Genomic DNA, 24,418 nt, shown 5'->3' on the forward strand with positions numbered 1-24,418 from the left:
TGTCTAGTATTTCTCCGATACCAGCTTCGCCTGTGTAAACAGCAGCAGATAGTCTCTTCCACCTGCCTTGGAATCCGTGCCTGACATGTTAAATCCGCCAAATGGATGCGTGCCCACCAGTGCTCCAGTACATTTCCGGTTGAAATACAGATTACCCGCGAAGTACTCGCGTCTTGCCTGTTGCAGATGTTCACGATTACGCGAGATCACCGCGCCGGTCAGTCCATAGTCGGTATTATTGGCGATGTCCAATGCGTCCTGGAAAGATTCGGCTTTGATGAATGCCAGCACGGGTCCAAAAATTTCATCCTGAGCAATCCGGGCTTTGGGGTCCACATCGGCAATTATGGTTGGTTCAATGAAATAACCTTCAACATTCCCTGTACCGCCACCGTGCACAAGACGCCCCTCACCCTTGCCGATTTCAATATATTCCGTGATCTTCGCATATGCCTTGTCATCGATAACCGGCCCGACCTGACTGCCAACTTCAAGTGGACTGCCCATCGTCAGTTTCTGTGTCCGTTCAATCACTTTTTGCAATACTTCATCATATACATCCTTATGAATAATGGCACGGGAACACGCCGAACATTTCTGTCCTGAGAAACCAAATGCTGAAGCGGTAATGGACTCTGCCGCGAGTTCCAGATCACTGTCACTGTCTACCACGATGGAATCCTTGCCACCCATCTCTGCAATGACCCGTTTGATCCATTTCTGACCTGGAGCTGTGCGTGCTGCACGTTCATTAATTCGCAGTCCTACATCTCTGGAACCGGTGAAACTGATAAACCGGGTGAGCGCATGATCCACGAGATAATCGCCCACTTCACTGCCTGGTCCTGGTAAAAAGTTCACGACGCCATCCGGCAGGCCAACTTCTGCGAGCAGTTCCATAAACTTCGCTGCAATCACCGGAGTTGTGCTGGCAGGCTTTAATACCACCGTGTTGCCGGAGACCAGTGCAGCAGAGGTCATGCCTGCCATAATCGCCAGTGGGAAATTCCAAGGTGGAATAACAATGCCAACGCCCAGCGGTATATAACTCAGTTCATTATCTTCCCCTGCAATCCGCACGAGGGGCTGGGGTTCACTCAGTCGCTGCATATCCCGTGCATAGAATTCCATAAAATCAATGGCTTCCGCTGTATCCGCATCGGCTTCAGGCCAGGTCTTGCCGGCTTCATAGACCATCCATGCGGAGAATTCATGCTTGCGACGGCGCATAATGGCAGCTGCTTTGTATAGATATCGAGCCCGTTCATTCGGATCGGTATGTTTCCAAGTGTGGAATGTCTCCGCCGCTGTCTGAATGGCCTTTTCGGCCAATTCCTGATCTGCCTGATGGATCGTTCCGACGACTTGATTCTTGGCCGCGGGGTTCACGGACGTTAACGTGCGGCTGCTTGTTATTTTTTGCCCACCAATAATAATCGGGTATTCCTGCCCAAGTTCAGCTTCTACCTGACGAAGTGCGTCTTCAAATGCTTCCTGGTTCGCCTGGACCGCAAAGGGTGTGAATGGTTCGTTAACAAAAGGGATATTCATCAATGATTCCTCCTTCAGGATGTGGGGTTCGCTGGCTGCTCGCCTGAATTATTTTGCATGTTACTCATCACCAAATATATGTAGCAAAAACCGTGCCAACTCCGGTTGGACCTGAAATATTTTTCTTATTAAATTTTCATGAAAAATAGTAGAGCCTCGCCAAATCTGGCACGCTTCTTGCTTCTATAAGGGATAAAAAAGCATGATTCAACCGAGCTTGAATCGAATGATGCACAATGCTGAAGGAGGAAACGAAAATGAGCGTAGGAACGGAAATATATCGCAAAACCTTATTGACCGTGGCAGGCAACAAAGCTGTAGAGAACCTGTCCATCAAATATGGTAAGAAGCTCGCGGGGAAATTTATTGCAGGAAACACCTTGGAAGAAGCTCTCGAAGAGATTCGCATACTCAATAATAAAGGCATTATGGCTACCCTCGATCATCTGGGCGAAGGTATCACCCGCCTCAGCGAAGCGGCATTATACAGGGATGAGTATGTACGACTGGTAGAAGGCATTGCACGTGAAGGGGCAGACTCCAACGTCTCGCTGAAACCAACCCAGATGGGCCTCGCACTGGACCCCGAAGAGGGCTATCGAAATATCCGTACCGTTGCCGCACAAGCCAAATTGCATGATCTTTTTGTCCGGATTGATATGGAGGATAGTCCATTTACTCAAGCAACGCTGGATATTGTTCGAAGACTGCACTCGGAAGGACTGCACAATACGGGCACAGTATTGCAAGCCTACCTGCATCGCACCGAAGAAGATACGCGTGATATGATTCGGGAAGGCATCCGGCTTCGTCTGGTTAAAGGTGCATACAAAGAACCCGGATCAGTCGCCTATCAGAATACTTCTGAAGTCATTCATCAATTCAAAACAATGATTCGTAATCACCTCGATCAGGGTGTATACACTGCGGTGGCCTCCCATGATGATCACATCATTAACTGGACGAAACAATACGCCAAGGATCGCGGAATCTCGCCGGATGCCTTTGAATTTCAGATGTTATATGGTTTGCGCATGAGCGAACAGGAACGTCTCGCCAAAGAAGGCTATCGCATTCGCTGTTACGTACCTTACGGCACCATGTGGTATCCGTACTATACCCGCCGTTTGGCCGAAAAACCGGCTAATCTCTGGATGGTCGTTAAAAATATGTTTAGATAAAACTTCGATTGAACTCATCATATTTTGTTTGAAAGTACTTCCCCCACCCAGAAAGGTTTTCCCTATAACCATGCTGTCCTGTTATTTTGGAAAGCATGGTTATTTGAGCGATAAAACTGAATTCTTAATCTTTAACACGTTATCAATTCATTTATATGTCTAAAAAATAAGAAACCCCAAATTGAAATGTCTAATATAATAGACACACCAGTATCTTTTCATACAGTTAAATTACACCACTCCCCTCTTCTCTCCGGTTTATCTGCTCTATTTCGCATAAATATATACGTTATGTTTTATAACATAAAATTCACTCAGAGGCTTTGGATTCTAGCTAAAATCAACACTTATCTTCGTTTCAACCCAATGTAATCGCATACAATTAAAAGTGAATTTTTATTTATCGAGTCCAACATACTAACCTGCACACCTGATGTCAAAAAATATATACACAGATTCATCAGAACGTTATAATATACATAATTTCACATTTACATTTTGTTATAAGTATATGCTGCAACCGAGGTGATCCCGATGAGACATTTACTTCCTGAGCTGAATGCTTTATTACGAACAGATATGAGTATTCTGGATGAATTCCTGTATGACGAAAACACACTTCAGTCTATACCGTCAGAACTCCATATAGGTACTGACAGACCTGTCTTTATACGCCGCAATACTGAATACACCTGGTTGTACAGCCAACCCAACAGAACAGTACCATACGGCCGTCTTCCCGTGCCTGTCGTCTCTGCTTCGATTGAACTTGCGGAAGTGATCCCCTTATTTGCTACGAGCCCTCTTCTATTAATAAAGAATGATCAGGGCGAATACGAGGGTTATATCGCGGTATCCGATGTCCTGCATGCCATGATGCATGCGCATCGCCTGATAGAAGCTTATTTTGAGACCACACTGGAGACAGCAGGCTCAGCTCTGACATTAATTAATGAAGAGGCCAAGGTAGCCTACTGGACAACTGGGGCGGAGCATGTTTTTTCGATCAGCAAAAAAGACATCATCGGACAACCTGCAGCGAACTTTTTTCCTCCAGATCGGCTACAGTCTCTCAAGACGCTGTATACCGGCGAAACGGTCTATCGCAAACAGCATCAGCCACGGCCCGACCTGTTCGCTCTGATTAATGCTCGTCCTGTCCAACTGGATGGACATATTGTGGGCGCAGTTGCTGCTGAAGTGGATATAACAACTGAAATTAGATTACACCAGGAACTCTTACATATGACTTCCAAAGTCCAGCATCTGGAGAAAGCCGTTGCTCGGCTACGGCCCGAATTAGATCCATTCGCCAGAATCAAGGGCAGCAGCCCGGTCATCCAGCAGTGCCTGGAGACCATTCGCAAGATCAGTACCACCTCAGCAACCGTACTGATCCTCGGAGAGAGCGGTACAGGCAAGGAGTTATTCGCCAAAGCCATTCATGATCTGCGTGAATTGCAGACTGCACCATTTATCGCGATTAACTGCGGGGCAATCCCTGCTTCATTGTTCGAAAGTGAACTATTCGGCTACGAGAAAGGCGCGTTCTCCGGCGCGGATCCCAAAGGCAAAAAGGGCAAGATTGAGCTTGCCGAAGGCGGGACGCTTTTTTTGGATGAGATCGGTGAGATGCCATTGGAATTGCAAGTGAAGCTGCTTCGGGTGTTGCAGGAGAAGAGCTATTTCCCTGTGGGCGGAACACGCATGAAACAGGCGGACTGCCGGATTATCGCTGCGACCAATCAGAATCTGCTGAATATGATTGCACGCAATCAATTCCGGGAAGATCTCTACTATCGGCTGAATGTCATTAATCTTGTCATCCCTCCACTGCGCATACGCAAGGAGGATATATATGAATTAACCCAAACGTTCCTTCAAGAATTCTCTCTGCTCTATAACCGTCATATTGAGTTGGTTCCACCTGAAGTGTTCAAATTGCTGTTCCAGTATGATTGGCCAGGCAATGTCCGTGAATTACGAAATGTGATAGAACGCTTGACCATCCTGACGACAGATGGTGAGGTGAAGCCGGAATACCTGCCTGACACCCTCACCTCCCTCATCGTGAATGAGCAGTCCGAAGTTCAAACGACATCAGGAATTCTTCCACAAGCCAAAACCGAATATCAGCAACATCCGAAGAAGTCAGGAGACGAACAAGAACCTCGAACTGTTGTAGATGCGGACGAATTAGAGCATTCAGATCCTTCCGATCCAGTCTCCCATGTTACCTTCCAGCAAAAATTGGACACCTATGAGGCGCAACTTCTGGTTCAATATCTGAAAGAAGCAGGAGGCAACAAACGAACACTCGCCAAACAACTAGGCATCTCCAGAGCAACGCTCTATAATCGCATGAAGAGGCTTGGTCTATGACCAGCCTCTTCTTGTCGTAATTAACGGTATGGATGAACGAACAGCTCCCTACAAAATCCGCGCCAAACGAGTCAGCGCTGTTCTGAGATGGCGATAGAAGGTCGCCCGACTCATGGAACACGTCTGGGCTGCGGCAGTTGGATTGCCAGCATGCGTCCAGTAGGCCGCGTACAACAGCATCTGATCCTGCGGGGATAGGCCATGCACTCTGCCTTCCAACAAATCCATGACATACAGCTGTAATTGGATGCCATCCCTTACTCCTGTAACCCTGTCAGCATATTCATGCAATTCTCCCGGAGAACGAAGGTATCCCAGCATCTTGCGAACATCTTGTTCAGTCCAGACGACATCACCCGCTTCCGTTGTTTCCGGCTGTATACGATTCTCTGTTGATTCTGGATCAAGCAGAGACATGACCCACTCTCCGAATCGCCCACTACGCAAATCCAAATCAAGCACGTGCGCCTGATCCTCGAATCTGTCACAGACACGGGTGCGGGTGCGGCGCATCTGGAATCCTATACTTTGCAAAAACAGTTTCAGATGGGGATTCGTTGCAACGAGCATCGCTCGCGCACCATCACCCAGCAGAGACAGTCGGTCCAGCGCCATGTATCCAACGAGTTCTTCTCGTGTATAACCAGGCACATCATCTCTTGCCGCAGCTAGCAAAGCAAAGTGCGTATCACTCTGATCCGGGTCATTTCCCAGCTCCTGTGGTGTGAAACATTCATACATTTCATTCGGAAAATATTTTAATAGCAACTCACTACTATCCTTATGCACAAGAACTGTAATGAACATGGCGATTGTCTCCCCAAGCTTGTCACGCATTAATACGATTCCTTCGGGATAACGGTGTGCCAGTTCCTCCAGGAAGGGGCCATAGGATACGGCCTGCCATGGTTCTACACTGTACTCGCACCATTGCTGTAACAGGCTGTGCAGAGCAGGCAGATCCTCGCTTCTCATCGTTTCGAGAGGTGAGAACAAGGAATCACGGGACACATCCGCGTACTTGCGATATTGAAGCATGGATTCCTGACAGAGCAACAACATCTTACGGGCGATCTGACGACGCTCATGTGGCCCCGCCTGTTCATGCAGCGGTTTTAGTAACTTCACAATCTTGATGCGCAGGGTCTGCAACCGATGAGGCTCACGTTGGCGAAAGTCTCGTAGTAGATGCACCCTGGCCATATCATGCAGGGCAAGACCATCCGGGCCGGAACGGATAAACGACATCTGTCTCAGCATGTGGTACTCTTCTTGTGTCACGGTCATATCCAGTACGGATGATAACAACTCCTGATTGGCTGTCTCAAGCAGTGTCAGCACCTCCACCATGGGATGCAGACGAGGTGTAGTAAGTTCCAATAATAATCGAGCACTGATCATATGTGACAGTTCAGCCCATTCGGACTGCGGAAGATTCCTCCTCTGATCCGCAGCTTCTACAGCAAGGGCCAGACCTAGCGGATGCCCATCGGTCATTCTCGTAATGGTACCTGCCATGCCCTGATTCAGGAACCCTGCCACCGTGATATATTCTGTAATCTCATCACCTGTGAAATGTTGAAGCCGCATCTGTATAAACCTCTGATGCAATCGGGGATGTGTCCGCCAGGTGGATGCCAATTCCGGGCGTGATGCAAGAATGACAAGTATCCCTCTTAACGGAAGTTTGGATACAAAGACTTCCATAAACCAGCTTTCTAACAGAGCCAGCTCTTCATAATTATCCACTGCCAGGACCATTCTCTTATCGATTGATGTGTCTTTCAGCAGACTCAATGGCCGCGGGTACCCTTCACTATCCAGTGTTTCCATTCCTAATGTAGAGGACAAATAATCCATAAAAACGGAAGGTGTCCCCCCACATGATCGGCCATCCATCCAGATTGCCGTCACACCTCGATCCCGTGAGACAGATAACATCTCTGATAGCAAGGAAGATTTACCGATGCCTCCCATGCCGGTAATTGAGAATATAGTCAATGGGGCTTCCGGATGATTAAACCACCGTTCCAGTGCCGTCAGTTCCTTGGTTCGACCAACAAAACGTTTGCCATCCTCAACATATTTGTCGTATTGAGCCTCACTACTGTTTCCCATATATGTCCTCCGTACTAGATACTGGTACTTTTAATGTATTTATTTTCTCACCAAAATTGAGACTATATTGAGACGCGCAGCTGCATGTGAAGTGATAGAATCTTGTTAAAAGCCAATTTATAGGGAATTTTCAAAACAGCGGACATGGAAACGTATAACACGGTATACATGGACACCCCTCCGCGCTCTTCTTATCATAATGGATCATTCCGCCGATCAAGCTACAATTACCATGTACATGAGCATTTACTGATCTCGAATTCATGCTTCCCTTTCAAACCCTACTACCAGCCCGATATTCCAGGAAAGGCGGATTTGTGTGAGAATAAACCTCGATATCTGTAATCTGAGCGGACAACTCGGAATCAATCCCAAACGACTTCATGAGTGGCTGCACCAAAGCGGCATTTCAATGGCAGCCAATGAAGCAGAACCGGAAGGACGCCCCGACCGATCATCATCCCCGTATCGACTGGCTGCTCCCTCTTCATTATCACTGGCACCATCCTCTGGTCATACAAAGCTTTATCGGGGCCGACGCTCCACTTCCACCCTGCAACGCCTGCCTGTTTCATTACAACATACCCGGCGGATTAGTAGAAACTGCTAGACTGTGCATCAGGTAATGTAAGATCGATGCACAGTCTGTCTTGCATACCTTTCACCTCATCAAGAGGATTGCCACTGACCATTCTCGATCATCGTGTGCGCCAGTAGCGCCATCTCCAGACAGATTCTTCTCCCTTGATCCATGTAACCTGGCCCCATCAGCTCTTCCAGCTTCTCCAGTCTGTTGTACAACGTTTGCCGATGAATAAATAACTGGGCGGCTGCGTCCCGCTTGGAACCAAAGTTCTGCAGGTAAGCATCCAACGTCTCTACCAATCGCAGGTGATGCGTTTGGTCATGTTCAATCAACATACCCAGGTGATCCTGGACAAAGGGTTGCAGAAAGGATTGGGGCAATGCCTTTAACATTTGATATATACCCATACGTTCGTAAAAGTGCACATGTTCCATCCGATCTACCGACCTCGAAACTTCAATCACCTGATAGGCCTCCTGAAGGCTCTCCGGCAGGCTGGTCAAACGGCTGCGTAGCTTGCCAAATCCTACATGAATCATAACCTGCTTCAAGTTACGACTGGCAAACCGTTTCACATCCAGGGCGATCCCTTCCAGCAATCGTAGCAGTTGATGACGTGCAGCAGCCGATATAGCTTCCTTTGCACAGCATAGATATACCTGGTTGTTCTTCAGCATGATCAGGCTAGGCAGATTGTTCTTCTTGAGCAGGGAACGAAGCAGGACAAGAACATCCTGATGATTCGCTTCCATTCGCTCCCGGCCTGTACCTTTCAATCGATGCTCAATCTCGATGACCCCTCCTGCAAACCAGTACTGTCCCTTCACCAGCAATCGAAGCCCCATTCGAGTCTGAGCTTGGTCCTCCTGATGGAGGTTGCCATTCATCAGATCCTGGATCAGTTCATTCTGATTGCGGACCATCTTCTCTTCAAGAAACTGGGAACGAAGTGTGAGTGCTGCCGCTGCCTTCGCGGTGTAGTCGAGTAGCAGCTTGAGATATTCCACTGGAGCCGCGGGATGCACAATCATGCCCACAGCAGAAAATACCTGGCCGAAACAGACGACCGGATGGCAGAGCAGAACTTTCTCTTCATCCATATGGAACCATAATTCGGTATCGGAATCATTCAAATCCAGGTGTTCTACCTCTTGCTCATACCAGGTATAGATAGCCTGTTCCATCTCCGGAGCCAGTTCAGGCACAAAACTGCCCGGCTCCATAGACGAAATGTACACCACCGGTTTGGCAGCATACTCATGCAGCAGATTCAGCACAGCAGACATATCTGTACTCTGTAATGTTCGTTGCTGAAGCTGACGGGAGTAAGCTTCCAGACTTTTCAGCAGCTGGTGTTGATGATTAATGAGCAGAGAGTGAATATCCTGTGTTATCTCGACAAAACGGACCGGTTGCTCAAATACGATCAGCGGAAACTGGTGTCTGTCCGCCAGTTCAATCAGTTCTTCCGGGATTCCGTATATGCTGGTACCAAACTCCACACATAACCCCGCTGCCTCACTGCCAATGAGCTGGAGCAGATACTCTTCACGCCCTTCTTCCGATTGAAGCCACAGCCCAGTGGATAAAATAAGATCATGGGGGCTTACAAATGGAGATACATTCGTAATCTCAAGCACATGAACCCAGCCAACCTGACGGTTCACTCCATCCTTCCCCGCCGCTAGTCGTGCTCGGCCAAATACCGGACGTGCAAGGATATCTTTAATCGTAAACACGCGGTCATTTTGCAATGGCGATCCCTCTTTGTGTTATTTTTTCTTACATTATAATCCATGGACAAATGTCCTGAACAGTCTTTTTCGACAATATGTTGAGTACTATTTCTAAAAATTAGACATCAAGTATGGTGCAAAACGAATATTCAAGTCATAAACTTGTAGTATAAGCTAACAACCAATAAATGGACGAGGTGCATGGTGATGAGAATCGGAATTCCCAAAGAAATCAAAAACAATGAGAATCGTGTAGCAATGACTCCGGCCGGGGCTGCTGATTTCATCAGAGCCGGTCACCAGGTGATGATTGAACAAGGCGCGGGAATCGGCAGCGGATTCACGGATCATGAATATCAAGCTGCGGGCGCCGAGATTCGGAGTGATGCCAAGTCAGTGTGGAACGAGGCCGATATGATCATCAAAGTGAAAGAACCGCTTGCCAGTGAATATGGATATTTTCGTCCGGGGCTGATTCTGTTTACCTACCTGCACCTCGCAGCGGAACCTGAGCTTGCAAAAGCGCTTACTGCAAGTCGGGTAACGGCCATTGCATATGAGACGCTGGAGGTCAACAATACTCTCCCCTTGCTAACCCCTATGAGTGAAGTTGCAGGCCGCATGGCTTCCCAGATCGGAGCACAGCTATTGGAGAAGACCGAAGGTGGCAAGGGCATTCTATTGTCCGGTGTACCCGGTGTCAGTCGGGGGAAAGTGGTCATTATTGGCGGCGGTACAGTGGGAACTAATGCAGCCAAAATTGCCATTGGCCTCGGAGCGGATGTAATCATCCTTGATCTGAATCTGAATCGTCTGCGCCAGTTGGATGATATTTTCGGCAATCAGATTCACACGCTGGTATCCAGCCCGTCCAACATTGCAGCAGCTGTTGCGGCAGCGGATCTGTTGATCTGTGCGGTGCTGATTCCGGGCGCCAAGGCGCCAACGCTAGTCAGTGAGCAGGTCGTGAAGACGATGGCACCGGGATCGGTCATTGTGGATGTGGCGATTGATCAGGGTGGGATCGTTGAGACCATTGATCATATCACCACCCACGATGAACCGACCTATGTGAAACATGGCGTCGTGCACTACGCGGTGGCGAACATGCCGGGCGCTGTACCGCGTACGTCTACGGTGGCGCTGACCAACGCCACCATGCCTTATGCGCTGCAGCTGGCTAACCACGGTGCAGCCGCCGCGATTCGCGGCAGTTCGTCCATTCGCAGCGCGGTCAATGCGCTGAATGGACACATCACCTATGAGGCGGTTGCCCGGGATCTCGGGCATGCCTATGTTCCTGCGGGTCAGGCGCTGGAGAATGCCGCCGCTGTCCAGTAATCTTGATATGATCGTTCCACCCCGGCTCCATGTCGCCAGGCCTGTGGAACGCAATAGAAGCGCGAGTCGGGCAGATGTTGTACCCGGCTTGCGCTTCTTGATTTTTTTGCACATATGAAATAGATCAATTCGGATAAGGCCTTGTCTTATGTTCCTCCGGTTTTGGCGCTCTAGACCGCCCGTTCGCTGCATACTTCGCGGAAGTTGCAATCCCGGCAGGAGCGGTGCGAAGGCATCGCTGTGAAATAGCTGACGTCCTTTGGACGGTTATAGTATTCATCCTCCACACAAGATCGCATCTCCTCGATGTAACGACCCACGTTCTCCTCCACCTTCCGGATATCCTCTTCTGTGGCTGTAAACTCCCGGTGTTTTCCCGTTAACAGGTACTCCACTCGCAGCTCAATCTGCTCCAAAGGAACACGGTAGTGCTCTCTTACATACGATGCGTACAGCATGAGCTGATCCGAGAAGTCATCTTCCTTGCCCGTCTTCCAATCCACAATGACAATATTGCCGTTACTGCGCCGATACAATAAGTCCATCTTCACATACACGCGTGTATCGTGCAGCATCATGGTATCCCATTTCTCGATCTCCAGAATGTCCGTACTTGCCCGGGACAAGTCCTCCCACGTAAGCGTCTGGTACAGGTTACTGACACAGGCCGAAGCCCGCTCCTTGATCGTCGCGATCCGGTCATTTAACGTATCATCCCCGTAATAGATCTCGGACAACATCGTGCGATTCTTGGGATTCAGCCGCCACTGATCCGCGTCCATTGATTCCACATACGCCTGATTCAACAACTTGCGTATCGTCTGTTCCAGAAAATGTTCACGCGGTTTATCCTTGCCCTCTTCCCTGCTGCGTACCGCCGACTCACACATCCGATGCGCGAGGTCTCCGAAGACAAGGTACAGATTGCTAAGTTGTTTCAGACGGTACAGACGAACCTGCATCTCATCAGCAGAGTCTGTCTTCCAGCCGTTATGGGCACCGTAATAATGATAATAATATTTGCGCAGGCACTCATCGAACATACTCGCCCGCGACTGCGAATAAGACCATTGCGGGTATTGTGCCATAAGATTTCTGCCTTTCTGTATGCCGGATCTGCATGAGATCCCTTAATGCTCACAGTATAAAGCCAGGGCAACATTGCCGCAAGCTCGCTTCCGTTATTTTCTTCAGACGCAACCGTTTCCGATTCGATCCGTATCGTTTATATAGTAACATCACCAAAAGATGAAATTGCGGAGCAGAACGCATAATATACTTCATAGAGGGCAGTGAAAAGAGAACTTTGAAACTGAAGAGCGGGATTAAAACTTTCTGTAGGGAACTGTCGGGTAGGTTTACCGGTAGAGTTGAAGGTAGGTTGAAGGGAGCCTTACCTTATTACGTGGATTTACAGCACGATCCTAATCTAACGAACTCCAGACACGTTATATAGTCTCATTTCGGCTGGATCACGTGTTTACAGCGTGCAAACGAGCCAATAGCGTGCCTCTGATTCGTTACATTCTCAGAACTGCCGATTTCAGCAAAATAAGACTTGTACGGTTCGTTAGAATAATTCACACTGATCTTTATATTGCAACGCGCGTAGTGGCCCAGTGGACCATTCAAAATTATAACTTATGCGTAAATTCTGTACAGGCATATCCAAAAAGGAGGCACCACCCATGAATCGACCGGATTGGTTCCAGGCGGAAGAAGCATTACAACAGATCCAAGTCATCGGAAGCGACCGGAATGAGCTCGTCAACATCATCGGCGATGTAGAAGGATTGAATTGCATTGGCACAGGTACGGATGCGGCTGTATTTACGTATGACGGCTTACCGCAGTATGCCTTCAAGATGTACTCGGATCATGCCTTGGACAAACTCGAAAATGAAAAACAGGTATACGAACAGCTCAAAGGTCTGCCATACTTCCCTACCTATTACGGCAGCGGCCGAAATGTTCTCGTGATCAGTTTTGAACCCGGAGATACCCTGCTGGAATGTTTGGAAAAAGGAATCCCCGTCCCCGAGCAGGTGATGCTCGATGTGGACGCAGCGCGAGAAGCCGTTCGCAGCCGCGGGCTGAACCCCCGTGACATTCATTTGAAAAATGTAATTCTTCAGGACGGGCGTGGGAAAGTGATTGACGTATCCGAATACATTCAGGACGGCAATGACAATCGCTGGGAGCATCTCGTCTGGGCCTATCACAACATCTATCCGCGAATCAAAGGAACGCCCATATCTCCGCGCATGCTGCAGACGATCAAATGGGGATACAATCAGCTCGATCATGCCAATGTCAAAATGGACGATCTCTCCAAAAAGGCGAATAGATTGTTCTCCAGATTTATGAAATGAGTACATTGTACACATTATAGGATTCTCTTGTTATTCTGATTCTGCAATCCAAACAACCCGGATGAACGCCTTGAGTTGGCCTTGATCCGGGTTATTCTTTATGGATGTACGACCAAGTATGAAGTATGGTGATTAGTACAGTGTAGTACAGTAATTACTGCCGTACGCTCTGCTTTTGCTCATAATTATGACTACGAGTTGTATATGATTACAAACATCGTTGTGACTTTTTATCCGAGACTGCCATAATGATTGCATACTGATTGCACTTAACCTTCTTTTCTCCCCCGCCCCTGTGAAGGGGTCACGCCCTTGTACTGTTTATATAACTTCGTAAAATAGTTGGCGTTGTCGCAGCCTACTCTGGCGGCGATCTCCGTAATGGTCAGACTGCTGCCTTGCAGGAGTTGTTCTGCCTCACTCATCCTGCACCCGTTCACGTATTCAACAAAGGTACGTCCGGTCAGCTTTTTGAACATTTTGCAGAAGTGATATGCATTCAGTCCCACATGGCTTGCCGCTTCCGTAACAGACATCTTGCCTGTGGGGTCCGCTTCAATCTGTGCAATCAACTGTTTGAAACGTTCGCGGTTGGGAAAATACGATCCCACCGATTTATCCGGCAGCTGCTGCGGCATAAAGGTTCGCGCAAGCAGGGTGAATAAGGCATGCAGCTTGGACTTCACCACGAGCTGATAAGCCGGGGGCTGTAACGCCATTTCCTCCACGGCTTCATTTAGCAAAGAATAATATCCTGTGCAGGCGATGTTTTCCTCTGCCGGTTTGACTGGAAATCTCACTCTTCCTTCCAGATACGGCGCGACATATTGCTCATGCACGGGATCGTGGGTGAAATCATGAAACAGTGCACGGTTGACTACAACGGAATCATAATGCACATCCCCCTCGTCCAAGGCATACCCCACATGCAACGTGCCTCCAGGAATGATGATGACCTCACCTGCGCTAACCACATAAGGTTTGCTATCAATATGAAACAGCGCACTTCCCTTGCGCATAACAATCAGTTCGAAATGTTCATGCCAATGCAAATACAGAATGCATTCTTCCGCTTTCATATCTGAACACCGATTTTGGAACAGTTGAAATGGATGTGATTTATGATCAATTCGGGTGTTTTCGTGAAGCGCTTTCAGATCCAGCACGACTTCTTCCCCCTCTTCACAAGATCCGACTAATATTACACAAGATTGTGTAGAGCCATCCCGTTAATGCACGGCTATAATGAGTGTGTCACGAAGTACTATAAGCCAATATTGGAGTGAAATACAACCATGAATAAATCATTACGCATCGGTACCCTTGTAGGCGGGCAGGACGCCGTCCGCGTTATCCCGCAGATCATGCAACACGGCTTCGAATCATTTAACCTGACCTTCTGGCAAACAACTGGCGATCTGGACCTGAAGGAAACAGCCAAACGTGTCCGTGAAATCGTGGACGAACAAGGTATTGTCATCTCCGCGGTGAGTGTATTTGGTAACCCGCTCACCGGAGCCGGAGACAACGCCGATACATTGGCGAGCTGGGAGCGAGTGATCGATCATGCACAGCTCTTTGGTGCAGATATCGTCTCCGGGTTCACTGGCCGATTGACCGATCAACCCATTAACGAGTCCATCCCCCGGTTCAAGGAAGTATTTGGTGAACTCGCACGCCGTGCAGCAGATCGGGGTGTACGGATTGCTTTTGAAAACTGTGATATGGGTGGAACCTGGCAGACAGGCGACTGGAACATTGCCCATAACCCGACGGCCTGGGAGATGATGTTCGATGCTGTTCCAGATGAAAATGTCGGTCTGGAGTGGGAGCCTTGTCATCAAATGTCCAGCCTGATCGATCCGATTCCACAGCTACGCAAATGGGCTCACAAAGTCTTCCACGTACATGGCAAAGATGCCACGATTGCCTGGGATATTGTCAAGGAATATGGCGTACACGGTCCACGGGAATTTGTCTGGCACCGCACACCGGGCTTCGGGGATAACAACTGGGCAGACATTATCACCATTCTGCGTCAGAACGGTTATCAGGGCACGATTGATATCGAAGGTTGGCATGACCCCGTGTACAAAGATGAACTCGAAATGACAGGACAGGTACATGCATTACGATATTTGAAACAATGCCGTGGTGGCGATTTTGTGCCCAATCCGGTATAAAGAATCAACCTCCACTGAAACTTAACCTAAGTTGCTGCTGGCCTAAGACTGAATAAAAACCATAGTTAAATCTATTTCTCATTTCTCGAAAACCATGCGAGCTAAAAACACAATCCATACGAAGGAGATGAGCTGATGAGTCATCCTTATCGGGTAATTATCGCTGGCTGCGGTGCCATGGCAAACACGTGGGCGGACTATGCCTTGCAAAGGCCGGATACAGAAATCGTCGGGCTGGTTGATCTGTATGAACAGACAGCCATTGCTTTTGCTACAAGACACGGCCTCACCTGCCCTACGTTCACTGATATCCGTGAGGCCATTCAAGCCACTGGCGCGAATATCGTATTCGATGTCACAATTCCGGCGAGTCATTACGGCATTGCCATGACAGCGCTCAAGGAAGGTTGTCATGTATTTGGTGAGAAACCCCTCGCAGAGTCCTTCTCCGACTGCACAGATATTGTGCAAACCTCTCGCAGTACAGGACACATTCAAGCCGTGATGCAGAATCGTCGATTCGATCCGCGTATCCGTGCCTACCAGCATCTCATTTCCGGCGGAGCTATAGGGCAGGTAGGTTACGCAGGGGCAGACTTCTTCCTCGGGCCACACTTCGGCGGATTCCGGGATCTGATGGATAGCCCACTGCTGCTCGATATGGCAATACATACGTTTGATCAGGCACGATATATTCTCGGGGCCAACCCGGTATCAGTGTACTGCCATGAGTTCAATCCTCCAGGTTCCTGGTATCAGGGCAATGCGATGGCGTTATGTATATTTGAGATGTCCGACGGGTCCGTATTCAACTATCGCGGATCCTGGTGCGCAGAAGGTGTACCCACATCATGGGAAGCAAGCTGGCGCGTTATCGGTGAAAAAGGAACCGCCATCTGGGATGGTCATGATGACATCTATGCTGAGGTGGTCACTGCGCAAAGCCTAGATGCTGATGGCAAACCATCCTTTTTCCAGCCAAGTGAGCGGATAGAAGCGGAACTGCCTGTCATGGACAAAACAGGTCACCATGGCTGCCTCGAAGACATGTTCGCTGCACTGGAATCAGGCCGACTGCCAGAAACGGATTGTAGCGATAACCAGTTCAGCATGGCTATGGTCCTCGCATCTTTGGAAAGCGCACGTACAGGCCAGAAAGTGTTCATCGCTGATCTGCTGAAAAACACATAGAAAAGCCTATGTACATCAATTAAACAAAGCCCAAACTGCAAAGTTCAGCAGTTTGGGCTTCATTGTTTTTTACCTACTCTCCTATTCTAAAAATGATGTCAAAAAAAGGTCATGCCAAATAGCAGAAGTAGTGTAGGGGAGGAAATCGATTCTGAAGAAACGAAGTGTTCGCCTTTATCCCCGGATTTCGACTTTACAAAAGGCGATCAGGAAATCCGGGGATAACAGCGATCAAAAGAACGATTCGTAACCGGAACGGCCACTTTGCAGGCAGTGAGCAATTATCTTTTTGAATTACATCATTTTATAGAATTCCTTTTTTCATTGCCTTATACACCAGTTGTGAGAACAGACTGTTGGACCAGGCAAACCACGGTCTTGTGAACGTGTTAGGATCATCGGCGTGGAAACCCTCGTGCATATATCCTGTACCCGCATCCGTGTTCTCCAGCAATTCAATCATGGCCAGCATTTCCTCGTCATTGTCTGCGGTCAGACCCTGCATGGACAGCGCCATATGCCAGATGTATCCCGGAGGTGTGTGTGGGCTACCGATCCCTTTGGCTACCTTCCCTTCATAGTAGAACGGATTCTCCCTACTCAAAATGAATCGGCGTGTGTTCTGATACACAGCATCCTCCACCGAAGCAAACTCTATATACGGGATAGACATCAGTCCCGGCGTGCCCGCATCATCCATAAGGCAAAAGTTGCCGTAACCGTCTGTCTCATAGGCAAATATCTGTCCATACTCTGGATGACGGTAAGTACCGTACAGGGAAATGCCATGTCGTATGTCTTCTTCCAATCGAGCCATCCGGCTCACCAGTTGTTCATCCCGAAATACCCACTTCGCGATCTCCCCCATCTGACGCAAGGTTACCGCAGCGAACATATTCGCCGGAATATTATAATGAAAATCACAGGCATCATCGCTCGGACGGAATCCGGACCAGATCATACCCGTGTAATTCACAGGCATACCCAACCCCTCATTACGCAGCGTATCATGAGCTGGACAATTGCGACGCATGAACCGATAAGATGAACGCTCTGCATGATGCTGCTCTGTTTCCCACAGGTCTACGATATTCCCCATAACCCTCTTGAAGCGCTCGTCAAATATATCTGTAAGTTCCGTCTCCCGCCAATATGTATAAGCCAGCTTCATGGTGAAACAGAGGGAATCCAGTTCAAACTTCCGTTCCCACACCCAAGGTGACATCTCCGTCTCATCATTGGCATCCCAATGCCATCCATTCGCCGTTTCATTGAACGCATTGGCATAGATATCCTTATCAGCATAGAACGTATGCCGTTTGATTAGCCCTCCAATGATACGCTGTAAACTCTCGTCACCCTTCGCAAGTGGAACATAATGCATGACCTGCTCTACGGAATCCCTTAACCACATGGCGGGAATATCCCCTGTAATCACAAAGGTTGTCCCATCATCATGCAGCTTCGTCGTCGTTTCCAGCGTATTGGGAAAACAATTACGAAACTGAGCCAGCAATCTCGGTCGATGTTGCAAACGCTCGTCCGCCTCAGTCAGAATATCCTGCACAGCTTGTGGCAACTCCAGATGCGGCATAGGGATTTTCGGTAATCTGAACTGTTCCATGGATGTCGTCTCCTTTGAATTGTTTTATTTAAGTTCAGCTAATATTTTTTACACCAGCACTCCGATTGCAGAATAACCTTCCGATCGCTGTTATCCCCAGATTTCTTGATTCCCATTTGTAAAGGGGAAATCCGGTGATAAAGGCGAACGCTTCGCTTCTTCAGATTATTTCTGCCCTCTCCGTTATCGTGTAAATGTTTAGTTGAACATATATAGATTGGATCTATCACTCCAATATATATTGTTATTTTTGTTATGATAAATTATAATAACATTATTATTTGTAAGTGTACTGTGTCCGAAGATGATCGTCAATTCTTAAAGGTCATCTCATTGGATTTATGCAAATCGCTTACATACGAAGGAGTAATGATATGTCACGCAAAGTATCCATTCAGACGCTGGCTGACCAGCTCGGATTATCCAAATATGCCGTCTCCCGCGCACTCAGTGGCAAGACGGGTGTTAGTGAAGCCACACGTGCACGGGTGCTGGAACTCGCTCGGGCATTGGGATATCGCCAAAGTACTCCGGGGGCTACTAACAGTTCTACTGCCGCAAACCATGCAGATCCGTCCGATCCCCCGTTTGTTCTCATATGCATGAATCAGCTCAATCGCGGTGAACCCCACTACTGGCAACGTGTTCTGTCAGGCATGATCTCCGCCTGTAATGAGCGTGGTTGGCATCATGCCATTGTATCTCCCTCACTCGGAGTGACAGACGAGAACACCTCTCCCGAGAAAGCTATTGCTCCTCATTTGGACTGGGAACGTTGTGCAGGAATTATTGTCATGGGTGCTTTTCCTCATACGGTACTGCAAAGACTCTCTCAGACGGGTCGGCCTATTATTCTCGTAGATCATCAGGAGCCGCTGCTGAATTGTGATACGATCAGCCATGATAATCTGGAAGCTGGCATTACTGTTGCGAGATATTTGATGTCTATGAATTGCCGACGTATCGGCCTCATCACAGATGATGGTCGTGCTGCGAGCTTCGCGCAGCGGAAGATCGGGATTGAGTTGGCCTTGAACCATTTCCATGTGGATACCAGTCATACGACCAGCTTCAGAGAATGGAATATTCCGTATGAGAATGGGGAATGGGTTAACCAGTTAGCCACTAACATTCAAAACATGCCAGAAGACGAACGTCCCGATGCCTGGATTGGTGTTAATGATGATATTGCCTTGCAGTGGATGCACAAATTACAGGAGATGGGTATCTCCACGCCTAAAGATTGCCTTGTCATCGGTATCGACAATGTACACTCTGCGGTTACTTCCTCCCCGCCTCTGACAACGGTTAATCTGTGCAAAGAGGAACTAGGACAACGTGCCGTTGAAGCTTTACAACGCCGGATCGAACGACCGGGGACACCGAAAGAAACGGTGATGTTATCGACCACCTTGATTCCAAGGGAATCGGCGTAATCCGGAACGGGGAACCGCTTTGTTCTTAAGATAATTTCGTTAGGTACTTGCTCTCCCCGTAAAGTCCGGTGCATACAAAAGAAGAGGCCTCGCATATATGCAGGGCCTTTTCGTATATTTGGCTTATATCCTTATATGTCTATACATCCACACTTAAATATGTCGATCCATTCTTATACATCCATTCGAAGCTTCATTTACTTCATGGCTGAGGATTGTACTATGGTTATTTCAGCCAAGGCAGGCTATCGTACGATGGAAGATCCACTTCCCAATTCACATCGCGATACTCTCGGTTAACTGCGGTTCGTTTCAAAGTGAATTTAGTTCCATTTTCTTTTTTAAAACCACGAATCTTCAATTGCAGATCATCTTCAACGTATTCACCGTTATTATTAGGCTGATCCGGATAACCGATCACTTCAACAGGATACTCTTTTCCATCCAAATCTACTGCCACCCAGCGATCACCCATGAAAGCATTCCGGAACGTCCCACTCCCCTTCAGAACTAGTGAATACCCTTCCTTTACATCAATCTTCGGAGGATCATACGATTCCATCAGTGGCTCGTATTCAAAATCATAGAATAATATTTTATCTCCAAGCTGTTCAAACTCTACAAATGTATAAAAATTGATGTCCTTACGCCTCTTATCCAAATCAACTTCTACAGATTTCTCTTCCTTCACCGGCAGGGTGTAACCATCCAGAACAAAGCGAATGTCCTTCGCATCTACCGTTACTAATGCAGGGTCCCATGTCTCCGACAACTTCAATGGCCCTCCATTCCTTAAGTCACTCAGATCTTGGAGCCGAAACTTGGCTTGACGGGAATCTGGTCTTATCCCATTGAAAATTCGGTATTCATTTGTTTCAGGGATTTCAAGATGGTAGATGATGCTCATATAACTCGCCCAATTCTCATCAACTTTGGCACGAAGCTCATCATCCAGACTCACGTTCAGATCAAGTCGGGTTCCGTTTGGCGTGCGTACAAGCTGTGTCATATCAAGCTTTAATCCTTCTGGCGTTGTATAGGTGTTATCCATAGAATTTTCAACAGCCAATGATTTAGCTTTGGTCATATCGATATTAAATTGGAAGCTCCAGTCTACCGTAACTTCTCTATCTTCGTAGGATTTTTTCTTGTAATCATAATAGCTGCCCATATTTAAATTACGCAGTTCACCCCGCACGACAACTTTATCCGGAATTTCATCATCAAACTGGAATAACAATCGTTCAGTTAGAGGGCCCGTTGTTCTTGCATCTCTTGCAAGAGTGGCAACCTGTCGCCCCTCTTCATCCGTAACATGAATTCTCCCCATCTCAGACAATAACCGTGATAACCCTAATCCATCAGGTGTTGTTTGTTGCATGGTCATTACCATATGAGATCGGTCTACAAGCACATCTTCAATTTTAAGCGTGTAGCCCTGGTCATTAATATTGATATCCGGATTAACAACAAGCCCGAGAGGTTTAAGACGTTTGTAATCATCTGCAAAATATGAATATTTCAATGCTTCAGGCACAGGGATGTTCTGTAGTGGCGGGCGATCCACAGCATTTACCACGGGTTGCGCTGGCCCTGCTGTACGGTCAAATGCAAACCAGGCCCCTCCCGCAAGGATCACAACTGCCGCTGCGGCGATCCCCGTCCGGCGCATCCAATGCGTTCTCATGGATTTTTTCACGAACGGATGCTCTTCTTCTCCACTTTCCATAGACACGCCATCCAACTTCTGCATGACCTTCAGCGTAAAATCCGCATCCGGCTCCTCTCGGTACAGGTGTTCCTCCCACAACCGATCCTCATCCCTTGAAATAGGCTTCATACGTAGCCAAACCTCCTTTGCGTTCCATTTGCTTTCTCAGCATTTTTTTCCCGCGATACAAGGCGTTACGCACTTTGGTTGAACTCATGCCTGTAATATCTGTAATCTCTTCATAGCTCAACTCGTTTGTGTACTTTAGTAATAACACCAGCCGATACGAATCTGGCAACTGTTCGAGATGTCGATATATTTCACGCTGCATCTCTTTATGCAGCACACGTTTCTCCGGTGTTTCATTACTGACCGGTTCGATCCTCTGATCGACTGCAGTCATCACGGGTTTCTTTTCCCGTATAAAATCCCGCATCCGATTCACCGCAATGGTATACACCCACGAAGAGAAACTGCTCCCCTCCCGCCTCGACGGAAGATAACGATAGATACGAATAAACGTATCCTGAGCGAGATCCTGTGCATCCGGATGACTCGCGCCCATTCCGCGCATGATGCCGTAGACTTTATTTTTATATCGATCCACAAGCACGGAGAACAACTGCTTATCCCCTGCAACAATGCGCTGAATAAGCTCCTCCTCCGGTATCTGTTGAGTCATGTAATCCCCCTTCTCTACAGCTTCCATGCATGGTTCTGTACTATATAGACGGAAGCCGTTTCCGAAACCTCTCACTTTATCCAAAAAAAAAGAATTCGCCCTATCGACAAAGCCGACTGGTTGAACTCTGCATACACATATGTTATTACCGCAGCACATTCTCTACAGGTTTCGTAGTGATTTTTTGGCAATCCGAATCACACATTCCGTCATAGCCTCTTCCTGCTACCTCTTATCTATCCTGTCTTACTTGTCTCTTAATTTTCCCTGTTCTTCTCCGCAACAAAATCAGCAAGCTGTGAATAGATCGCCACAATCTCATCCATCGACATGCGCACGAGTCCACTGGACGACGGAGCGACGAATTCCTGAATTTCCTTGACGACCGGGTCGTCCTGAAATCCCCATTGCACTTTGGCACGTTTGCTGTACTGGGTGTATACACCTTTTCCAACAAAACAGGCAATGTCCGGTCGGTAGTTCTCCAGCTTTTGCCGCAATATCTGGCGTCCTTCTGCGTACTCTTCCTTCGTAATATCTTCCACACCTCTGGTGGGCCGAGCCACGATATTCGTGAATCCGTACCCCAGCTTCAGCAACTCTCCATCCTCTTGTGCATCGTATAAACGCGGAGTTAATCCCGACCGTTCAAGAATGCGCCAGAACCGGTTACCTTTGTAAGCATAATGATGACCCGTCTCACCAGACGTAATGCTCGGATTGAAGCCAATAAACAATATCGATAAACCAACATCCAGATGATCTGGAATCATGATGCAACACCTCCTGATCTTTTTTAGCCTATTCCCACATTTGGTTGTGTATAAAATGATATAATAAGCAAAGCATTTTCGAAATCGGATGAAATTTTCATGAAAAAGGAAGCTGAACTAATGATTGCAGACATCATGCTTGAAGTCGTCCTACCCGTCTTTCTCCTGATTGCCGTTGGATCCTGGATGCAAAAGGTGTTCAAGCTAGACTTGTACACCCTCGCCAAAATCAATTTCTATTGTATTACCCCCGCAGCCGTCTTTATGAGCATGTATCACTCGGATATGTCGGGCGAATTGCTCGGGACTGTGACATTATTTTACGCAATCTATGTATTGATTCTCTATATTATAGGGTCAGTCGTTTCCCGTTCTCTTCGGATGAATAAAGGCATGAAGGCTGCCTTCAACAACAGCATTATGCTGGATAACGCAGGCAACTATGGACTGCCCATCAATGCACTGGTATTTCGCGGTGATCCACTCGCCTCTTCCATTCAGGCGCTCGTCATGTCTTTACAGGCATTACTGACATTCACCTATGGCGTGTTGTCCATTCAGGGTGCGAAGCTTAAAGGTAATTACCGTGCGGTGATTATTGGATTCCTTAAAATGCCTGTTCCTTATGCGCTCTTGTTAGGGATTCTGTTCCACATGTGGAAGGTTCCCCTGCCGACGTTTCTATCCATGCCGCTGACCTATGCGCAGCAAAGTATGGTTGCCGTAGCGCTATTGACACTAGGGGCGCAGATCGTAAAATATCCAATTCGGCTGTACCGCCTTGATGTGTATATTAGCACATTTTTACGTCTCCTGATTGGCCCCGCTATCGGAATTTCGATTGTGCTCATGTTGGGGTTGGAAGGCATTGCTGCACAGGCACTCATTATCGCTTCGGGTATGCCGACAGGTGTCAACGCATCCATCCTGGCGGAAGAATACGATAACGAACCGGATTTTGCAGCCCAGACAGTACTAATATCAACGCTCTTGAACATCATTACAATTACGGCACTGATCTCTTATGCCAAAACGTTCTAAAATAAAAAAACAAGTCCATGACCCACCAAGAGGTTGTGGACTTGTTTTTTAGGTGCTAAAACTATGATTCAAACGTCGTTCGTTCCGGGAATTTGCCGCCTTCCCTGAATAAACATCGTACCAGTCGCTGCGCGGCTCGGTTAAAGAAAAAGCTCGGACTTACCCCATCCACCTCGACAGGTTCCAGTTCCCTCACACTTTCCTTGATCTTATTCATCTCAATGAGCCCCATCTTTCGCTCATTCGGTCCGAATCGATAAATAACCTTCTCATCGTCCTCCGTCTGTTTCACCAGCAGAATCACGGATGCCATACAGGTTACCCCCTATCGTTACGTTATGAGATTCCATTAATCACTTGCCTATTATAATTATTACCCAGATTCTAGTGGAAGGATATAGGACTTAAGTTAGTTATACCTAAATTAAATATCCTGATTTAAAGATTCTCTCAAGTGAGCCGTTAGGCTCACAAACACCGTGTTAACACTATCCTTTTGGATAGTCACTG

19 protein-coding genes are annotated in these 24,418 nt (G+C 47.7%); 9 read left to right on the forward strand and 10 right to left on the reverse strand.

Annotated elements, in window-relative coordinates; genetic code table 11:
• Nucleotides 1–3: 3 nt before the first annotated feature.
• A complete protein-coding gene (gene pruA, locus AB4111_RS10680) occupies nucleotides 4–1,551 on the reverse strand; it encodes an L-glutamate gamma-semialdehyde dehydrogenase (RefSeq protein WP_442031485.1) in 1,548 nt (515 codons plus the stop codon).
• Between the two features lie 257 nt (nucleotides 1,552–1,808).
• On the opposite strand from pruA, the gene AB4111_RS10685 reads away from it, so the two are divergent.
• Together AB4111_RS10685 and AB4111_RS10690 are read left to right on the forward strand one after the other, a co-directional pair.
• A complete protein-coding gene (locus AB4111_RS10685; RefSeq protein ID WP_253431201.1) occupies nucleotides 1,809–2,732 on the forward strand; it encodes a proline dehydrogenase family protein in 924 nt (307 codons plus the stop codon).
• Between the two features lie 534 nt (nucleotides 2,733–3,266).
• Nucleotides 3,267–5,114 carry a sigma-54 interaction domain-containing protein gene (locus tag AB4111_RS10690; protein WP_442031486.1) on the forward strand — a complete coding sequence of 616 codons (1,848 nt, stop codon included), beginning with the start codon at nucleotides 3,267–3,269 and terminating at the stop codon, nucleotides 5,112–5,114.
• Between the two features lie 48 nt (nucleotides 5,115–5,162).
• On the opposite strand, the gene AB4111_RS10695 is transcribed toward AB4111_RS10690, so the two are convergent.
• Entirely contained in the window at nucleotides 5,163–7,232 is a 2,070-nt protein-coding gene (locus AB4111_RS10695) for a hypothetical protein (protein WP_442031487.1), read from the reverse strand.
• Between the two features lie 319 nt (nucleotides 7,233–7,551).
• Between AB4111_RS10695 and AB4111_RS10700 the strand changes: the two genes are divergently transcribed.
• Nucleotides 7,552–7,842 (forward strand): hypothetical protein, encoded by a 291-nt coding sequence (locus tag AB4111_RS10700; RefSeq protein ID WP_442031488.1) that lies wholly within the window; start codon nucleotides 7,552–7,554, stop codon nucleotides 7,840–7,842.
• Between the two features lie 59 nt (nucleotides 7,843–7,901).
• Here AB4111_RS10700 and AB4111_RS10705 read toward each other — a convergent pair whose 3' ends face one another.
• On the reverse strand, nucleotides 7,902–9,572 hold the full coding sequence (locus tag AB4111_RS10705) for a PucR family transcriptional regulator (protein WP_442031489.1): 1,671 nt from the start codon (nucleotides 9,570–9,572) through the stop codon (nucleotides 7,902–7,904).
• A 189-nt stretch (nucleotides 9,573–9,761) separates the two neighbouring features.
• On the opposite strand from AB4111_RS10705, the gene ald reads away from it, so the two are divergent.
• Nucleotides 9,762–10,895, forward strand: a complete 1,134-nt coding sequence (ald, locus tag AB4111_RS10710; protein WP_442031490.1) for an alanine dehydrogenase — start codon at nucleotides 9,762–9,764, stop codon at nucleotides 10,893–10,895.
• A gap of 170 nt (nucleotides 10,896–11,065) precedes the next feature.
• Here the strand turns inward: ald and AB4111_RS10715 are convergent, their stop codons facing one another.
• Nucleotides 11,066–11,983 (reverse strand): PD-(D/E)XK nuclease family protein, encoded by a 918-nt coding sequence (locus AB4111_RS10715; RefSeq protein WP_339240108.1) that lies wholly within the window; start codon nucleotides 11,981–11,983, stop codon nucleotides 11,066–11,068.
• Nucleotides 11,984–12,583: 600 nt separating this feature from the next.
• On the opposite strand from AB4111_RS10715, the gene AB4111_RS10720 reads away from it, so the two are divergent.
• Nucleotides 12,584–13,267, forward strand: a complete 684-nt coding sequence (locus AB4111_RS10720) for a serine/threonine protein kinase (protein WP_339240105.1) — start codon at nucleotides 12,584–12,586, stop codon at nucleotides 13,265–13,267.
• Between the two features lie 269 nt (nucleotides 13,268–13,536).
• On the opposite strand, the gene AB4111_RS10725 is transcribed toward AB4111_RS10720, so the two are convergent.
• On the reverse strand, nucleotides 13,537–14,433 hold the full coding sequence (locus tag AB4111_RS10725) for an AraC family transcriptional regulator (protein ID WP_442031491.1): 897 nt from the start codon (nucleotides 14,431–14,433) through the stop codon (nucleotides 13,537–13,539).
• 129 nt (nucleotides 14,434–14,562) lie between these two features.
• Between AB4111_RS10725 and AB4111_RS10730 the strand changes: the two genes are divergently transcribed.
• A complete protein-coding gene (locus AB4111_RS10730) occupies nucleotides 14,563–15,450 on the forward strand; it encodes a sugar phosphate isomerase/epimerase family protein (protein WP_105600839.1) in 888 nt (295 codons plus the stop codon).
• Nucleotides 15,451–15,585: 135 nt separating this feature from the next.
• Nucleotides 15,586–16,641: a Gfo/Idh/MocA family protein gene (locus AB4111_RS10735; RefSeq protein WP_442031492.1), complete on the forward strand. Its 1,056-nt coding sequence runs from the start codon at nucleotides 15,586–15,588 to the stop codon at nucleotides 16,639–16,641.
• 304 nt (nucleotides 16,642–16,945) lie between these two features.
• Here the strand turns inward: AB4111_RS10735 and AB4111_RS10740 are convergent, their stop codons facing one another.
• Nucleotides 16,946–18,265, reverse strand: coding sequence for a glycoside hydrolase family 125 protein (locus AB4111_RS10740; protein WP_442031493.1), 1,320 nt, complete (start codon nucleotides 18,263–18,265; stop codon nucleotides 16,946–16,948).
• Between the two features lie 374 nt (nucleotides 18,266–18,639).
• Here AB4111_RS10740 and AB4111_RS10745 point away from each other — a divergent pair, with 374 nt between their 5' ends.
• Nucleotides 18,640–19,701 (forward strand): LacI family DNA-binding transcriptional regulator, encoded by a 1,062-nt coding sequence (locus AB4111_RS10745; protein ID WP_442031494.1) that lies wholly within the window; start codon nucleotides 18,640–18,642, stop codon nucleotides 19,699–19,701.
• A gap of 226 nt (nucleotides 19,702–19,927) precedes the next feature.
• On the opposite strand, the gene AB4111_RS10750 is transcribed toward AB4111_RS10745, so the two are convergent.
• From AB4111_RS10750 to AB4111_RS10760, 3 genes are all read right to left on the reverse strand, one after another.
• Nucleotides 19,928–21,541: a hypothetical protein gene (locus tag AB4111_RS10750; RefSeq protein WP_442031495.1), complete on the reverse strand. Its 1,614-nt coding sequence runs from the start codon at nucleotides 21,539–21,541 to the stop codon at nucleotides 19,928–19,930.
• Nucleotides 21,519–22,094 (reverse strand): RNA polymerase sigma factor, encoded by a 576-nt coding sequence (locus AB4111_RS10755; RefSeq protein ID WP_442031496.1) that lies wholly within the window; start codon nucleotides 22,092–22,094, stop codon nucleotides 21,519–21,521. The genes AB4111_RS10750 and AB4111_RS10755 overlap by 23 nt, the downstream gene beginning before the upstream one ends.
• Before the next feature lie 257 nt (nucleotides 22,095–22,351).
• On the reverse strand, nucleotides 22,352–22,867 hold the full coding sequence (locus AB4111_RS10760; RefSeq protein ID WP_442031497.1) for a mismatch-specific DNA-glycosylase: 516 nt from the start codon (nucleotides 22,865–22,867) through the stop codon (nucleotides 22,352–22,354).
• Nucleotides 22,868–22,987: 120 nt separating this feature from the next.
• On the opposite strand from AB4111_RS10760, the gene AB4111_RS10765 reads away from it, so the two are divergent.
• On the forward strand, nucleotides 22,988–23,908 hold the full coding sequence (locus AB4111_RS10765; protein ID WP_315938154.1) for an AEC family transporter: 921 nt from the start codon (nucleotides 22,988–22,990) through the stop codon (nucleotides 23,906–23,908).
• Nucleotides 23,909–23,969: 61 nt separating this feature from the next.
• On the opposite strand, the gene AB4111_RS10770 is transcribed toward AB4111_RS10765, so the two are convergent.
• A complete protein-coding gene (locus tag AB4111_RS10770; RefSeq protein WP_442031498.1) occupies nucleotides 23,970–24,221 on the reverse strand; it encodes a hypothetical protein in 252 nt (83 codons plus the stop codon).
• Between the last annotated feature and the right edge of the window lie 197 nt (nucleotides 24,222–24,418).

It is taken from the genome of Paenibacillus sp. 2KB_22, assembly GCF_052115745.1.
Taxonomy (GTDB): Bacteria; Bacillota; Bacilli; order Paenibacillales; family Paenibacillaceae; genus Paenibacillus.

Coding starts and splice junctions, on each gene's coding strand:
- pruA (WP_442031485.1), bottom strand. CDS start 1,551: ATGAATATCCCTTTTGTTAACGAACCATTCACACCCTTTGCGGTCCAG.
- AB4111_RS10685 (WP_253431201.1), top strand. CDS start 1,809: ATGAGCGTAGGAACGGAAATATATCGCAAAACCTTATTGACCGTGGCA.
- AB4111_RS10690 (WP_442031486.1), top strand. CDS start 3,267: ATGAGACATTTACTTCCTGAGCTGAATGCTTTATTACGAACAGATATG.
- AB4111_RS10695 (WP_442031487.1), bottom strand. CDS start 7,232: ATGGGAAACAGTAGTGAGGCTCAATACGACAAATATGTTGAGGATGGC.
- ald (WP_442031490.1), top strand. CDS start 9,762: ATGAGAATCGGAATTCCCAAAGAAATCAAAAACAATGAGAATCGTGTA.
- AB4111_RS10715 (WP_339240108.1), bottom strand. CDS start 11,983: ATGGCACAATACCCGCAATGGTCTTATTCGCAGTCGCGGGCGAGTATG.
- AB4111_RS10720 (WP_339240105.1), top strand. CDS start 12,584: ATGAATCGACCGGATTGGTTCCAGGCGGAAGAAGCATTACAACAGATC.
- AB4111_RS10730 (WP_105600839.1), top strand. CDS start 14,563: ATGAATAAATCATTACGCATCGGTACCCTTGTAGGCGGGCAGGACGCC.
- AB4111_RS10735 (WP_442031492.1), top strand. CDS start 15,586: ATGAGTCATCCTTATCGGGTAATTATCGCTGGCTGCGGTGCCATGGCA.
- AB4111_RS10740 (WP_442031493.1), bottom strand. CDS start 18,265: ATGGAACAGTTCAGATTACCGAAAATCCCTATGCCGCATCTGGAGTTG.
- AB4111_RS10745 (WP_442031494.1), top strand. CDS start 18,640: ATGTCACGCAAAGTATCCATTCAGACGCTGGCTGACCAGCTCGGATTA.
- AB4111_RS10750 (WP_442031495.1), bottom strand. CDS start 21,541: ATGAAGCCTATTTCAAGGGATGAGGATCGGTTGTGGGAGGAACACCTG.
- AB4111_RS10755 (WP_442031496.1), bottom strand. CDS start 22,094: ATGACTCAACAGATACCGGAGGAGGAGCTTATTCAGCGCATTGTTGCA.
- AB4111_RS10760 (WP_442031497.1), bottom strand. CDS start 22,867: ATGATTCCAGATCATCTGGATGTTGGTTTATCGATATTGTTTATTGGC.
- AB4111_RS10765 (WP_315938154.1), top strand. CDS start 22,988: ATGATTGCAGACATCATGCTTGAAGTCGTCCTACCCGTCTTTCTCCTG.
- AB4111_RS10770 (WP_442031498.1), bottom strand. CDS start 24,221: ATGGCATCCGTGATTCTGCTGGTGAAACAGACGGAGGACGATGAGAAG.